At 74.4% G+C, this 14,982-nt stretch carries 10 protein-coding genes, 2 tRNA genes and 1 pseudogene; 10 read left to right on the top strand and 3 right to left on the bottom strand.

Translation table 11 applies throughout. The annotated features are described in order from the left end of the window. Nucleotides 1–66: 66 nt before the first annotated feature. The 8 genes and pseudogenes from GQS09_RS00065 (at nucleotide 67) to GQS09_RS00030 (ending at nucleotide 7,124) form a co-directional block, all read left to right on the top strand. Nucleotides 67–1,377 carry a S1C family serine protease gene (locus tag GQS09_RS00065; RefSeq protein ID WP_165983849.1) on the top strand — a complete coding sequence of 437 codons (1,311 nt, stop codon included), beginning with the start codon at nucleotides 67–69 and terminating at the stop codon, nucleotides 1,375–1,377. A gap of 63 nt (nucleotides 1,378–1,440) precedes the next feature. After that, a tRNA-Ser gene (locus GQS09_RS00060) sits at nucleotides 1,441–1,527 on the top strand. 478 nt (nucleotides 1,528–2,005) lie between these two features. Continuing rightward, the gene (locus GQS09_RS00055; protein WP_165983848.1) at nucleotides 2,006–2,227 is read left to right on the top strand and encodes a hypothetical protein; all 222 of its coding nucleotides are present in this window, start codon (nucleotides 2,006–2,008) and stop codon (nucleotides 2,225–2,227) included. After that, nucleotides 2,224–2,874: an RNA polymerase sigma factor gene (locus tag GQS09_RS00050; RefSeq protein WP_165983847.1), complete on the top strand. Its 651-nt coding sequence runs from the start codon at nucleotides 2,224–2,226 to the stop codon at nucleotides 2,872–2,874. The genes GQS09_RS00055 and GQS09_RS00050 overlap by 4 nt, the downstream gene beginning before the upstream one ends. Next, complete coding sequence (locus tag GQS09_RS28470; protein ID WP_243760977.1) at nucleotides 2,874–3,737, top strand: hypothetical protein; 864 nt, start codon at nucleotides 2,874–2,876, stop codon at nucleotides 3,735–3,737. Before GQS09_RS00050 ends, GQS09_RS28470 begins: the two co-directional genes overlap by 1 nt. Nucleotides 3,738–3,915: 178 nt before the next feature. Next, nucleotides 3,916–4,239 (top strand): hypothetical protein, encoded by a 324-nt coding sequence (locus tag GQS09_RS00040; protein ID WP_165983846.1) that lies wholly within the window; start codon nucleotides 3,916–3,918, stop codon nucleotides 4,237–4,239. Between the two features lie 384 nt (nucleotides 4,240–4,623). Beyond that, nucleotides 4,624–5,157, top strand: a pseudogene (locus tag GQS09_RS00035) (SigE family RNA polymerase sigma factor); the annotation flags it as partial. Nucleotides 5,158–5,468: 311 nt separating this feature from the next. After that, a complete protein-coding gene (locus tag GQS09_RS00030) occupies nucleotides 5,469–7,124 on the top strand; it encodes a long-chain fatty acid--CoA ligase (protein WP_165983844.1) in 1,656 nt (551 codons plus the stop codon). Between the two features lie 153 nt (nucleotides 7,125–7,277). Here the strand turns inward: GQS09_RS00030 and GQS09_RS00025 are convergent, their stop codons facing one another. Continuing rightward, complete coding sequence (locus GQS09_RS00025; protein WP_165983843.1) at nucleotides 7,278–11,522, bottom strand: PAS domain-containing protein; 4,245 nt, start codon at nucleotides 11,520–11,522, stop codon at nucleotides 7,278–7,280. Between the two features lie 281 nt (nucleotides 11,523–11,803). After that, nucleotides 11,804–12,388, bottom strand: coding sequence for an SSI family serine proteinase inhibitor (locus tag GQS09_RS00020; protein WP_207957295.1), 585 nt, complete (start codon nucleotides 12,386–12,388; stop codon nucleotides 11,804–11,806). Between the two features lie 232 nt (nucleotides 12,389–12,620). Between GQS09_RS00020 and GQS09_RS00015 the strand changes: the two genes are divergently transcribed. Continuing rightward, a tRNA-Ser gene (locus tag GQS09_RS00015) sits at nucleotides 12,621–12,711 on the top strand. Nucleotides 12,712–12,824: 113 nt separating this feature from the next. After that, entirely contained in the window at nucleotides 12,825–13,859 is a 1,035-nt protein-coding gene (locus GQS09_RS00010; RefSeq protein ID WP_165983842.1) for a LuxR family transcriptional regulator, read from the top strand. A 61-nt stretch (nucleotides 13,860–13,920) separates the two neighbouring features. Here the strand turns inward: GQS09_RS00010 and GQS09_RS30190 are convergent. Further along, nucleotides 13,921–14,982: NB-ARC domain-containing protein (locus tag GQS09_RS30190; protein ID WP_207957294.1), on the bottom strand; the 1,062-nt coding region annotated here is incomplete at its 5' end.

Raw genomic sequence — 14,982 nt, 5'->3', positions numbered from 1 at the left:
TTAGGGTCGGAACAGCAAACCCGACCCTCCACATCCCCCACCTGTCGTGCATCCGAGGAGACCGCGGTGAGCACCGAGAACGACGGCGGCACCGGCCGTCCGCCCGAGGAGCCCGTCCCCACCCGGCCGGACGCGCCCCCCTCCCTTCCCACCCCTCCCGCTTCGCCCCCCTCCTCCTCCTCGTCCTCGCCACCGCCGCCCCCCGCCCCGACGGGGAGCTGGACGTATCCGGCACCCCCGCCGCCGCCTCCGCCGCCCCGTCGCAGGACGGGCCTGATCGCGGCGGTGGCCGCCCTCACCCTGGTGGCGGGCGGCGCGGGCGGCGCCATCGGCTACCTCGCCGCGGACACCGCGGACAGCGCCTCCGAGACCTCCGGGCCGTCCTCCACGGTGAACACCGCCACCGGCGAGCGCACCGAGCGGCCCCCCGAGTCGGTGGCCGGCATCGCCGAAGCGGCGCTGCCCAGCGTGGTCACCATCACCGCCGAGGGCAACGGCGAGGGCGGCACCGGCACCGGCTTCGTCTACGACGAGGAGGGCCACATCATGACCAACCACCACGTGGTGGCCCCGGCGGAAAGCGGCGGCACGCTCGCCGTGACCTTCTCGGACGGCGAGACCTACGAGGCCGAGCTGGTCGGCGGCGCCCAGGGGTACGACGTCGCCATCCTCCGCCTGGACGACGCCGGCGACCGCGACCTGCAGCCGCTGCCCATGGGCAACTCCGACGACGTCGCCGTCGGCGACACCACGGTGGCCATCGGTGCCCCGTACGGGCTCTCCGGCACGGTCACCACCGGCATCGTCAGCGCCAAGCACCGGCCGGTCGCCTCCAGCGACGGCAGCGGCGCGGCCTCGTACCTGAGCGCGCTGCAGACCGACGCCTCCATCAACCCGGGCAACTCCGGCGGCCCGCTGCTGGACTCCTCCGGCGCGGTGATCGGCGTGAACTCGGCCATCCAGTCCAGCAGCGCCCTGGGCCAGCCGGCCGGCAGCATCGGCCTGGGCTTCGCCATCCCGATCAACCAGGCGCTGCGCGTCGCCCAGGACCTCATCGAGACCGGCGAACCGGTCTACGCGATCCTCGGCGTCTCGGTCGACATGCGCGAGTCCGGCACGGCGGGCGCCCAGATCCCCACCGAGGGCTCCCAGGGCTCCGAGCCGGTGGTCGAGGACGGCCCTGCCGACAAGGCCGGCCTCCGGCCGGGTGACGTCATCACCAAGTTCGGCGACCGCCTCATCGACAGCGGCCCCACCCTGATCTCCGAGATCTGGACGTACGAGCCGGGCGACACCGTGGAGCTCACCTACCGCCGCAACGGCGAGGAGCACACCGCCACCGTCACCCTCGACTCCCGAGTGGGCGACAGCAACTGACCTCCCTCGGGACCGCAGACGCTACGCTGTCCCCCGTGCCGCCCGCCCCGCGCGCGGCACCCGGGAGGCTTGCCCGAGCGGCCTAAGGGAACGGTCTTGAAAACCGTCGTCGGGGCAACCCGACCGTGGGTTCAAATCCCACAGCCTCCGCACTGAGACGGCCCCTGACCAGGGTTTCCTGGTCAGGGGCCGTCGTTGTGGTGTGGGTGACGGGGGCCGGGAAGGGCTGGGCGGGGAGGCTTCGGGGAGGCCGGTGACCGGGCCGTCTCCCTGTGGGCGGCGGGCCTCTACCGGGGGCGGGGGCGGTCGCGGAGGGGGTGACTCTCCGTTCTGCCGGTGGTGGTGTGAGGTCGGTCACAAGGGGTGCAACTCGCGGGAACTGACAGGTATTTGCGGGATTGCGGTGGATCACTGCAAAGACGGGCAAGGGGTGCAGGTCAGCGCACGGGGTGGTGGCAGGGCCAAAGGAGGGCCGGGCTCCGTTCCTGTGCCGATGCACAGAAGTGGAACCACTGGTTCCGGAAGGACTCGAAAGAGGATTCAACAATTCACCACCCAACGCGCTTAGCTGATTGCTGAGAGCGAGGGAGCTCTCCTGGTGCGCCGACCCCATAGAAGGAGCGCAGTGTTGAGCCACGATTCCGTGAACAGCGTGCTGGTCCTCGCCATCGCGCTGCGCGTGCTCGCGCCGGACGCGCGGGCCCTGGTCCGGTGGGTGCTCGGCGTCGGGGTCCGGGTGGGCGCGGATGCCCTGGCCGAACGCCGGCACCCGCACCGCAGCGGTGGCGGCGGCAGCAGCAGCCGCCACCGTCCCGATCCGGTGCTGGAGGACCACGGGAGGCGTGCATGAGGACCGGCGACGACGACCGGCGGCAGCCGGACAGGGCGGTGCGCGAACTGAATGTACGGCTTCCCGCCGCCTGGCGGGGTTTCCACCAGCAGTTCTACCCGGTGTACCTGGCGTACGCGGAGCTCCAGCTCGGCGACCGGAAGGAGGCCGAGGAGCTGGTCCACCGGGTCTTCGTCCATCTCGCGGTGCACTGGAACAGGCTGATGCGAGAGGAGGCACCGGCCGCCGCGGCCTGGGCGATCCTCAAGGCGGGCATCGCCGAGGTGCTCATATTCCTCGGCCGCCAGCCCGCGATGCCCGAGACCGCTGCCTTTCGCAAGGTCTGCCGCAAGGTGCTCAGTGACGTCCGTGACCGCTTCGCCGTCCTGGAGAGCGCGATCGGCCTGTACACGGCCATCGCCGACCTCCCGGAGCGGCAGTTCGACGTGATCGTCCTGCAGTACGTTCTCGGACACCGGAGCCCGCAGGTCGCGCAGATCCTGGGGGTGGCCGAGGCGACGGTGCGCAGCCACCGGACGGCCGCGCGGCGGAAGCTGGGCCGCGAGCTGGGGCTGCACGCGCCGCAGGAGGACGAGGAACGGGACGTGGAACGGGAAGAGGACCGGGAAGAGGAAGAGACGGAGCGGGAGAGGGAGGGGGAAGTGTGATGCGGGCGGAAGACGGGCTGGACGCTCTGCTGGCGGACGCCGCCGTCCCGGCCGGCGGGGCGGGCGCCGAGGAGATCGCCGCTTCGCGACTGCGTATCGAACACGAGCTCGCCGAGGTGGCCTGGCAGGAGACGCTGCACCGGGACACCCACCCCCGGCGCTTCCTGGCCCGCCCGGAGGCCCCCCTGCCGGTCAGCCTGCCGGAGCAGGCGGCGCACGACCTGCTGGCGCTCTCCGCGCGCGTGATCCGCGACTCCCGGGCGGTGGGCAACATGGCCGGTCTGGTGGACTCGCCGCGGATCGAGCCGGACGGCGCGCTGACCTTCGCCTGCCTGCTGCATCTGGCCGGCAACACCGACGGCGCACAGTTCTGGTGGCAGTTCTGCGCCGGTGCCGGCGGGTCCACGGCCGCGCTGTTCCTCTATCTGCTGCACCTGCAGCGCGGTGAGCTGCGTGACGCCCAGCACTGGGCGGCGCAGGCGGCCGAGCTGGAAGAGCGCGGAGGAGAAGGGAGAGGAGAAGGGAGGGGACAAGAGCGAGGAGGAGGCACGGGGGGCTCCGGCGCGGGGGCGGCAGCGGGCCAGGAGCCGGCGAGCGACCCGCTGCGGGCGTTCTACGCCTGGGACGAGCCCTCCCGCACGATGTACCGGAGCGGCTTCAGCACGGTGGAGTCGATGCTGCTGCGCACCCTGAGCGGCCTGGGCGCGGTGCCCGCCGAGGGCCACTGGGCGCGGAGCGGGAACGGCGAACTCGCCGCCGCGGTACGGCGTCTGGCCGTGCAGCACGACAACGACTTCGGCACCGTCCCCCGGCCCGATCCCGGTCTGGCGCACCGCCTGGAGGTGTGCGGGGACGGCGCATGAGCGGCGGGTGAGGCGCGCGGGGTTTATCCGCCGATTGTCATTCGTGCGGGGGAATAGCCCGGCGCGGGGGCGTTCACCGGAGTCTTCCCGGGCAACTCTGCTTCCGCGACGTCGTTCTCTCGCGGGGTGGCCGGCCAACCTCCCCGCGGCCCAATGCCTTTGCAGCCTGGAGGAATACATGGCAATCATCCGTACCGCCCGCGTCGTCGCCGCGCTCGCCGCCCTGCCGCTGACGGCGGGGCTGCTCGGCGGAGTGGCTCACGCGGACAGCTTCGACAGCGGGTCGTTCGCGGGCTACGGATCGAATGCGTCCGTCGGCACCATCATCGGCAGCGGGGTCGGTGGCACCAACAACGGCAACTCCGCCACCACCCAGCAGATCGCCACCGGCGGCGGGGCCTCGAACCAGAGCAACACCGCCGGCGTGGTCGGCAGCGGCCTGACCGCGATCGACCAGTCCAACGACAACGTCGACGTTTCCTTCGGAGGCCTGTGGTGGTGACCACCGGCTCCCGGATCCCCCTGGGGTAGGGGCCCGGGACGCCGGAACGACGGGATGGTGTGCTCACTGGGTCAGGCGCGCGGCCGCACCGTGGACGGTGCGGCCGCGTCGCCGTGTTCCCGGGCCGTCGTGTTCCCGGGCCGTCGTGTCCTCGCGCCGCGTGACCGCCGCCCCCGGCAGGACCGGGCCGCCCCCGCGGCCGGTGGGCGCTGCGGCCGCGGGGGCGATCATCAGGTGAATCCCTGAGGCCGGCCCCGGGTACCCTGCCGGGTCCCTCCACCTCCAGGAGGTGTCTCCAGGTACCCCTCTACTCCCTGGGGCGGAGAACGCATCGCGACCTCGGGCCGATCCGCCGGAGGGGGTCCCGCTCCTAAGTTATGGAGCATGACCACGCCAGGGAGCACCTCGACCGCAGCCACTGCCGCGCAGGTGACGCCGCTCACATTCACTTCCTATGTGAAGGCCCGCGGACCGGTGCTGATGCGCACCGCCCGCTCGCTGACCGCGAACCCCAGCGATGCCGAGGATCTGCTCCAGACCGCCCTTGCCAAGACCTATGTGCAGTGGGAGCGGATAGCCGACCAGCGGGCGCTGGACGGCTACGTCCGCCGGGCGCTGGTCAACACCCGGACCTCGCAGTGGCGCAAGCGCCGGGTGGACGAGTACGCCGTGGAGGAGCTGCCCGAGCCCGAGCCGCTGCCCCAGCCGGACCCGGCCGAGGTGCAGGCGGTGCGCGAGACCATGTGGCAGGCGGTGCGCCGGCTGCCGGCCCGGCAGCGGGCCATGGTGGTGCTCCGCTACTACGAGGACCTGAGCGAGGCCCGCACCGCCGAGCTGCTCGGGGTGTCGGTCGGCACGGTGAAGAGCGCGGTCTCCCGGGCCCTGGCCAAGCTGCGCGAGGACGCGGCGCTGGCGGCCGTGGTGGACGCCCGGCTGGCCGACGAGGAGGCCGACGAGGAGCAGGACGGGGGCGAGGAGCGGCGGGGCGGGGGCGGGCGGCTGGCGGCGGCTGCCGGAGCCGGAGCAGGGTCGCTGGCCGCCTGACGGAAGAAGGGCGCGGAGGGGCAGCGGAGGGAAGGGCGGGGAGAGGCGCAGAAGGGCGTCGGTGCCATATTTCCTCCCCGAGTATGCGCCCGACCTCATGACATACCGTCCGGTCGGTGTCAGACTGCCGGGGCGTACGGCGTTACTCGCGCGTAATGCCACCCTCGTACCCCCGGGAGGACACGGTGCTCAGCACGATGCAGGACGTTCCGCTGCTGGTCAGCCGCATCCTGCGGCACGGCATGACGATTCACGCCAGATCCAGGGTGGTCACCTGGACCGGCGCCGAGCCGCAGCGCCGCACCTACGCCGAGACGGGCCGGCGCACCGCACAGCTCGCCCACGCCCTGCGCGACCAGCTCGGCGTCACCGAGGGCGACCGGGTCGCCACCCTGATGTGGAACAACGGCGAGCACCTGGAGGCGTACTTCGCCATCCCCAGCATGGGCGCGGTGCTGCACACCCTGAACCTCCGGCTGCCCCCCGAGCAGCTCGCCTGGATCATCAACCACGCCGAGGACAAGGTCATCCTGGTCAACGGCACCCTGCTGCCGCTGCTCGCACCGCTGCTCCCCGGCCTGAAGACGGTCCGCCACATCGTGGTCGTCGGCCCCGGCAACACCGCCCTGCTGGACGGCGCCGAGCCGGCCGTGCACGCCTACGAGGACCTGCTCGACGGCCGCCCCACCGACTTCGACTGGCCCGAGCTGGACGAACGCGCCGCCGCCGCCATCTGCTACACCTCCGGCACCACCGGCGACCCCAAGGGCGTGGTGTACTCCCACCGCTCGATCTTCCTGCACTGCCTCCAGGTCAACACCGCCGAATCCATGGGCCTCACCGACGAGGACATGTGCCTGCCGGTGGTCCCGATGTTCCACGTCAACGCCTGGGGGCTGCCGCACGCCGCCTTCATGTCCGGCATCAACCTGCTGATGCCCGACCGCTTCCTCCAGCCCGCCCCGCTCGCCGAGATGATCGCGGCCGAGCGGCCCACCTACGCCGCCGCCGTCCCCACCATCTGGCAGGGTCTGCTGGCCGAGCTGGAGGCCAACCCCCGTGATGTGTCCTGCCTGAAGAGCGTCACCATCGGCGGCTCGGCCTGCCCGCCGGCCCTGATGAAGGCATTCGAGGAGCGCCACGGCATCAAGGTCGTACAGGCCTGGGGCATGACCGAGACCTCGCCGCTGGGCAGCGTGGCGCACCCGCCGGCCACGCTCTCCCCGGAGGAGGCCTGGCCGTACCGCATCACCCAGGGCCGCTTCCCCGCCCTGGTGGAGGCCCGGCTGATCGGCCCGGACGGCGACGTCAAGCCGTGGGACGGCACGTCGGCCGGCGAGCTGGAGGTGCGCGGCCCGTGGATCGCCGGCTCCTACTTCGGCGGACCGGACGCCGAGCCGCTGCGCCCGGAGGACAAGTTCAGCCCGGACGGCTGGCTGCGCACCGGTGACGTCGGGGTGATCACCCCGGACGGCTATCTGACCCTCACCGACCGCGCCAAGGACGTGATCAAATCCGGCGGCGAGTGGATCTCCTCGGTGGAACTGGAGAATCAGCTCATGGGTCACCCGTCGGTGGCCGAGGCCGCGGTGGTGGCGGTGCCGGACGACAAGTGGGGCGAGCGCCCGCTGGCCACCGTGGTCCTCAAGGAGGGCACCACCGGGGTCGGCTACGAGGAACTGCGCGAATTCCTCGCCGGCAAGGTCGCCCGCTGGCAGGTGCCGGAGCGCTGGGCGCTGATCGACAGCGTGCCGAAGACGAGCGTCGGCAAGTTCGACAAGAAGGTGCTGCGCAAGCAGTACGCCGAGGGCGCCCTGGACGTCACCACGCTGGACCGCTGAACCGCTGAACCGCTGAACCGCTGAACCGCTGAGCCGTTGGGCCGTTGGGCCGCTTGCCGGGGGTGGCGGCGGCACGGCGTGCCGAGGGGGGCGGGGAGATCCGGTCCGGATCTCCCCGCCCCCCTCGCATGCGGTCGCGCGGAAAGCGGGCCGTTACTGGGCGCCGATCCGGGCGAGCAGATCGACGATCCGGTCCTGCACGTCCTCGGTGGTGGCCCGCTCGGCCAGGAACAGCACCCGCTCGCCGGAGGCGAGCTGCGGCAGCACCGCAGGCTCCAGCCCGCCCGCCGTGTAGACCACGAACGGGGTGCGGTTGAGCAGGCCGTTGGCCCGCAGCCAGTCCACGATCCCGGCGCGTCGCCGCCGCACCTGGCCCAGATCCATCACCACCAGATTGGGGCGGAACTGCGCGGCCAGCTCCACCGCCTGCGGGTCGCTCGGAGCGTGCGCCACCTGCATCCCGCGACGCTCCAGCGAGGCGGTGAGCGCCGCCACGATCGGCTCGCGCTCCTCCACCAGCAGCACCCGCGGCGGGTGCTGCTCGCTGTCCCGCGGCGCCAGCGCCTTGAGCAGCACGGCCGGGTCGGCGCCGTACGCGGCGTCCCGCCCGGCCTGGCCCAGCCCGGCCGTGACCAGCACCGGGACCTCGGCGGCCACCGCCGCCTGGCGCAGCGACTGGAGCGCGGTGCGGGTGATCGGCCCGGTCAGCGGGTCCACGAACAGCGCGGCCGGATACGCGGCGATCTGCGCGTCCACTTCCTCCCGGGACTGCACCAGCACCGGTCGGTAGCCGCAGTCGGTCAGCGCCTGCTGGGTGGACGGGTCCGGCTCGGGCCAGACCAGCAGCCGGCGCGGGTTGTCCAGCGGTTCGGGCGGCAGTTCGTCGCCGGCCGGGCCGCCGGCCGACGGCTGGTGCGGGCGGCCACCGGTGACCTCCACGGCACCGTTCGGGCCGTCCAGCGGCTCCGGACCCTCGCCCGAGCCGGCGGCCGGGGCGCTGATGGCGAACTGCCGGCCGCCCTCCACCGGGCCGTGCGGGGTGACCGGCGCCGCGGGGCGGGGGCCGGCCAGGGCCGCCCGGGGGTGTCCGGCCGGTCCGGCCGGTCCGCCCGGTGCGGCGAGCCGCGGGTCCTCGGGACGGGGGTACCCCGCGGGCTGCGGAAACCGGGCGGCCGGGGCCCCGGCCCGCTGCTGCGGCTGGTCCGCCGGCTGCGGCTGGGGACGGGTCCGGGCGGCCGGAGCCGGGCCCTGGGGAGCCTGGGCCTGCTGAGTCCGGACCTGCTGGGCCTGGGCCTGGGCCGGAGCCGGGTGCTGTGGCTGCGGCTGCGGCTGCGGCCGGGAGGGGAGCTGCGGACGGCCGCCCCCGGATGACGCCGCCGGCTCCCCTGAGGGGTTCTCGGGCGGCGGCGCGGCCAGCTTGCGGCGCCGTGCCGGAGCCGGCACCGGCGCGGGCGCGGGCACCGGGGAGGCCGGGGACGCCGGTGAGGCGTTCGCCGGGGCGGGCGCCGGCCCGTGGACGCCGGGCGCGGTGCCGGCCCGCTGCTCGGCCGCCAGGTGCTGGGTGAGCTGGGAGACGGGGATGCCCTGGCCCAGGGTCTGCACATTGACGGCGGAGGCCCGCGCGTCCGTCCGGTTCGCCCGGTCGCTGCCCGGCATGGGCAGCGGCTGCGGGGCGGGAAGCTGCGGCTGCGGCACGGAACCGTTGAGGATCGGGCTGGCCGCCACCACGGTGTGCTCCATGACCGGCGGCTCGCCGTCCTCCTCCTCCGCCGCGGCCGGGCCGGGGACGTCACCGGACGGCTGCTCGCCCTCCGGCCGCTCCGGCCGCGCCTGCGGCGGCGGTGTCTGCTGGTCCGCGGCCTCCTGTCCCGGCGCCGGTGCCGGGGCGGGCGCGGACCCGGCGGGCACGGCAGTGGCCGGAACCGGTATGCCGGGTGAGGAGGGATGACTCTCCTGCGTCCCGCGCGACTGTCCCGGCACGCCGGGCATGCCCGGGGCGGGCCCCGGCTCCGGCCCGTTCGTCATGCCCGCCGACTGCGGCTCGGGCTGCAGTCCGGGCTGCGGCCGGGGCTGCTGCGGCTCGGCGGCGGGCAGCGCGATCGGCTCCCGGCGCTGCTCCGGCTCCTGTTGCTGCGGCGGTTCCTGGGCGATGGCCCGGCGCCGCCGGCGGCCGGTGGGCTGGTCGCCCTCCGGCTGGCTGGGGATGGCGGGCGCCTCGGGAGCGGCGGTCCGGGCCTGCTGGGCCTGCGGCGCGGCCTCGACCGGGGCCAGCGCACGGCGCCGCCGGCCGGTGCCGCCGGTGGCCTGCTCCTCGGCGCCGCCCGGCTGGGCCTGCGGCTGCGAGTGCGGCTGCGAGTGCGGCTGCGGCTGGGCCTGCTGGGGCAGGGCGGGGTTGGGCGTTCCCGCCCCGGAGGCCGGTTCGCCCTGCGGTACCGCCACCGGCACCTGCATCGGCTGGGCGGGGGTGTCCTCCGCGGCCACCCGGCGCCGCCTCCGGCCGCTGGGCTGCGGCGGAGTCCCCGGCGGCGAAGCCCCCGGCGCCGCCTCCGGACCGTGTCTGCCCTGTGCCGGAACCGGGGTGCCCGCTCCCCGGGACGGCAGCTCGACGGAGCCCGAGTGACGGCCGTGCAGCTGGCCGTGCACCTGGCCCTGGCCCTGCACTGGGCCCTGTTCCTGGCCCTGTCCCTGGGCGGGGACCGGCAGCCGCGGCTGTGACGCCTGGTGCTGGGCCTGCTGCTGGGCCTGCTGCTGTACCTGCTGCCGCGCGGCCTCCCCCACGGCCTGCGTGGTGCCCCGGGCCGGTTCCGTGGGAACCGGCATCACCGTGGTCTCCCCGCTGCCGTCCTGCACGCCGCCGTTGCTGCCGCCGCCCGAGGTGCCGCCGCCCGGGCGCTCTCCCGCGGCCGGCCGGTCCCCGGCGCCCGCGGCGGCGCTCACCGGCACCTCCAGCACATAGGCCTGACCGGCCGAGGCACCGGGCAGCTCATGGGTCTGGAGCACTCCGCCGTGCAGCCGGACGATGCCGCGCACCAGCGGCGCGTGCACCGGATCACCGCCGGTGAACGGTCCGCGCACCTCGATCCGCACCACCTCGCCGCGCTGGGCGGCGGCGACCACGATCGTCGAATCGCCGGCGGCCGAGCCGCTCTGCGCCCGCCCGGTGGCGTCCACCCCGGCGACGTCCGCCACCAGATGGGCGATCGCCTGGGCCAGCCGGTCCGGGTCCACTTCGGCCTCGATCGGCGGGGCGTGCACCGCGAACTGCGCGCGGCCGGGCCCGATCAGCTCGGTGGCACCCTCCACTCCCGCGTTGACGACCTCGTCCAGCGAGACCAGCTTGCGGCTCAGCTTCTCCTCGCCGGCGTCCAGCCGCTGGTAGCTGAGCACGTTGTCCACCAGGGTGGTCATCCGCGAGTAGCCGGCCGCCAGATGGTGCAGTATCTGGTTGGCCTCCGGCCAGAGCTGCCCGGCCGGATCGTTGGCCAGGGTGGACAGCTCGCGCTTCAGCTCCTCCAGCGGCCCGCGCAGACCGTCGTCCAGTACCGCCAGCAGCTGTGCCTGGCGGGCGGCCAGCGATTCGTACGGGCGGCGGTCGGTGAACGCGAGCACCGCGCCGACGAGCTGGTCCCCGATCCGCACCGGGGCGGTCGTCATGTCCACCGGCACCGCGCGCCGGTCCTTGGTCCACAGCACCTGGCCGCGCACCCGGTGCTTGCGCCCGGAGGAGAGAGTGTCGTGCAGCGGCGTCTCCTCGTACGGCAGGGGCGAGCCGTCGGGGCGCGAGTGGTGGATCAGCGGGTGCAGTTCCTGGCCGCCGAGCCGGCTGGCCCGGTGGCCCAGGATCTGGGCGGCGGCCGGATTGACCAGCACCACCCGGCCGGCGGTGTCCACGCCGATCACGCCCTGGGAGGCGGCACGCAGGATCATCTCGGTCTGCCGCTGCTGGCGCACCAGCTCGGCCTCGGTGTCCAGGGTGCCGGTGAGATCGCGGACCACGAGCAGCAGCAGTTCCTCGGAGGTGTCGTCGTCGAAGAAGGCCGCCTCCACGGCCGACGCATAGGGGGAGAGGTTGCCCGCCTTGAGCAGGGCGCTCGTCACCTCGACCCACAGCTCGCTGCCGTCCGTGCGCCGGGCGATCATCCGGGTCGGCTTGGTCCGTGCGCCGTGGTCCTCCTCCGGGCGGCGCATGGAGCCGGGAATCCGCCGCGGATCGAAGTCCGGGACGATGTCCAGCAGGCCGCGGCCGACCAGTGGTGCGCCGGGGAGCTCCAGGGTCTCCGTGGCGATGGTGTTGGCGTTGACGACGGTGCCGTTCCCGTTGACGAGCAGCAGCGCGTCGGGCAGTGCGTCGAGTATGGCGGCGAGGCGAGCAGCGCCCCTCGCTGGCCTGCTGCTCACGACGTCGATCCTCCCTTGACCCGTGTGGTGTCGCGCACGTCGCCGACGGTCATACGGACGGCCGGATACCCGTGCGTGTCATTCAGGGGGAGTCTACGGGGACCGGTACGCCGTGCGGTGGTGCGTTCGCCGATGCATTGTCCCGCACCGCTTCGCGCCGGTCTGTGGCCGGGGCCGCGTTGCTCTTGGCCGCGGGTTTGCGTGCATGATCGGTTCATGTCCGGGCAGCGGCGGGCGTACCCGTGGGGGCTGCTGGGGCTGCCGGGGTGGCCGCGCCGGGCTCACCGCATGATGCCGGCCGCGCCGCCCGCGCGCTGCGGGGAGCCCCACAGGCCGCTCTCCCGGCCCTCCCCGCTCGTCTGCCGCTCCTGCCGGCCCTCCTGCTGCTCCTCCTGCCGGCCGGGCACCTCGCCGGAGGGGTCGCCGTCCTGCTGGTTCGCATCCGGCAGGGCCGGGACGAGGCGGTCCCAGCGGGCGATCTCGCAGCCGTTGAGCCGGCTGAACTCGGCGTCGATGGTCCGGCCGTTCCATTCGCCGCGGATCTCGGCCTTCCAGGGGCCGCCGTAGATCTGGGTGCAGATGGCGTCCTCGGGCACCGGCGCGAACGGATCGTCCCCGCTCGCGGTTGCTTCGTCCAGCGCATCGCAGGCCGCGCGCGCCTTCGGGTGATCCCCGCCCGCCGGGTGGCACTCCAGAATGTGGCTCTCCTCCACCCCGCGGCTCTGCCCGTCCCGGACCGAGACGGTCAGCCGGGCGCCCGGCTCGGTGTCGTCTCCGGGGCCCCCGGCCGGGGCCCCGGAGACGGGCGCGACGGCCGCCGCGGCGAGCGTGAGCGCGGCGAGCACGGTGTGCGAGACAACCGGCATGTCCCCTACCTCTTTCCCTGTGTCGGCCCTTTCCGGCCCCTTCCCACCTTCTAACGCTGCCGGGCTCCGGGCGTTGCGCAACTCGGCGGAACCCGCTCGACGCGGGGCGGGCGCAGCCCGTAGGGTTGGTCCCGATTGGCTGCCCAGCGCGCGGCTGTGGCATCATTTGCACGCGCTGTCCAGTGCAGCCGGTCGGCCCACGCGGCCGGTCACGGCCGCGCCGGGGCGACGAGGAGGCTTCGCCTAGTCTGGTCTATGGCGCCGCACTGCTAATGCGGTTTCGGGTTTATCCCCGATCCCGGGTTCAAATCCCGGAGCCTCCGCTTTCCGAGCAGGGAGCCCATGCCCGATGGCATGGGCTCCCTGTGGTGTGTCCGGCCCGCTGTCGTCACGGCGCCCTTCACCTGATCTCCACATGCGCCTACCATCGGCTGATATGGAGCCCATCCCGGCGGATCCCGAGGCGCCTTTACCTCAGCTCACCGAGCGCGAGCTGACCGTCTTCCGCTGGATGAGCAGGCACGGCGAGGTCGACTCCGGGGCGGCGGCGCAGGTGCTGGAGATGGGCCATCAGGAGCTGGACGACGCGCTCGCCGTGCTGGCCCGGCTGCGGCTGGTGCGGCGGCTGCCGGAGTCTCCCCGGCGGTACTCACCGGTCCCCCCGGAATCCGCGCTGGCCGAACTGGTGACCCCGCGCGAGCTGGCGCTGCGCCGCCAGCTCGCCGAGACCGAACGGCTGCGGGACGAGCTCACGCTGCTCGCCCCCGTGTACGCGGAGGCGCGGCGCGTGGACCAGCCGCGCCCGCCGTTGCAGGAGGTGCGGGAGCTGGAGACGGTGGTGGGCCTGATCTCCGACGCCTCGCTGCGCTGCCGCGAGGAGGTGCGCACCTGCCAGCCCGGGGGCGGCCGGGCGCCCAAGCTCCTGGAGCAGGCCTACGCCCGGGACCGGGACATGCTGCAGCGCGGGGTGCGGATGCGCACGCTCTACCAGCACACCGCGCGGCATCACCCGGCCACCCAGGAGTATGTCCGGCGGATGACCGGCGAGGGCGCCGAGGTCCGCACGCTGAGCGAGCTCTTCGGCCGGATGATCGCCTTTGACCGCGAGGTGCTCTTCCTGCCGCACCAGAGCGATGTCAACGCGGCGATCGTGGTCCGCGATCCCTCGACGGTCGGCTATCTCTGCGCGGTCTTCGACCACGCCTGGTCGCTGGCCACCCCCTACAGCCCGGCGTGGTCGGAGAGCGCGGCCCGGGAGGATGTGAAGTCGGCCATCATCCGGCTGCTCGCCCAGGGCATGAAGGACGAGGTGGTGGCGCGCAGACTCGGCATGTCGCTGCGCACCTGCCGGAAGCACATCGCCGAGATCATGGAGCAGCTCGGTGCCTACAGCCGTTTCCAGGCCGGGTATCTGGCGCGGGTGCAGGGCGTGTACGAGGGGCGGGCCGGGGGCGCCCGGCCCCGGGCCTGAGCACGGTCCCGGCCCCGGGCCTGAGCACGGTCCCGGCCCCGGGCCTGAGCACGGGCACGGCTCAGGCGGCGGGCACGGGCACGGCGGCGCGCTCACCGCCGGCGTGGAGCCAGAGCAGCCGGGGCAGCACGAAGCACTCCGCCGCCGACGGCCCGGCCGGGGTGTCCGGCCCGGCCCCGGCCGGTGCCAGGACCCCTGAGGTGACCAGCGCCTCCAGCAGCGGGACGGCCTGCGCCGGCGGGCGCCCCAGGGCCCGGGCCGCCTCGGTGAGGCGGAAGGCCGGGGAGGGCAGGCCGCCCAGTGCCCGCAGGGTCTCCCGCTGCGCGGGCGGCAGTTCGGCCACGGCCTCCGCGAGCCGGTCCCGCAGCCGCCAGCTCCCCGCCGCCAGCAGGTCGAGTGCCTCGCCGGGCCGCGCCAGCCGGTCGGCATAGGCACGCAGCGGGGTGTTCCGCAGCATCGCCAGCCGGTGCCCGGCGATCCGCAGCGCCAGCGGCAGCCCGTCCACGGCGGTCACGATGCGCCGGGCCGCGTCCGGGTCGGCCCCGGCCCGCTCCGCCGTGATGATCCGGCCGAGCAGTCCGGCACCCTCCTCCGGGGTCATCGCCGGCACCGCGAAGCGACGGGCGGGCTCCAGCCCGGCCAGCGGATCGCGCGCGGTGAGCAGGGCCCGGGCCGGCCCGGCGTCCGGGAGCAGCCGGCGCGCGGTCCCGGCGTCGGCGGCGCCGTCCAGCACCAGCAGGACCCTGTGGTCCGCGAGCCAGGCACGCCAGGCCGCCGCGGCCTCGGGATGCCCGGACGGCGCGGGCAGCTCGGCGGCGCAGCCGAGCGCCCGGGACAGCTCGGCGAGCACGGACGGCCACGGCCGGGGCGCGCCCCGGTCGTCCCGCAGGGACGTCATGACCCGGCCGTCGGGATAGCGGCCGGCGAGCCGGTGGGCGAGCCGGACGGCGAGCGCGGTCTTTCCGGCACCCGGTCCCCCGGTGAGGACCACGGTGGCCGCCGTCTCCCGCCGCAGCTCGGCAAGGAGCTCGTCCACCAGCGGTTCCCGCCCCGTGAAGTCCTCCAGATCAGGGGGGAGCCGCACCGGCCCGCGGCGCGGCGCCGGGCGCCCGGCGCCGGCAGC

This window comes from Streptomyces sp. YIM 98790, assembly GCF_011421595.1.
Classification (GTDB): domain Bacteria; phylum Actinomycetota; class Actinomycetes; order Streptomycetales; family Streptomycetaceae; genus Streptomyces.
The sequence above is the reverse complement of the archived record's forward strand: the minus strand, read 5'-3'. Positions and strand labels throughout refer to the sequence as shown.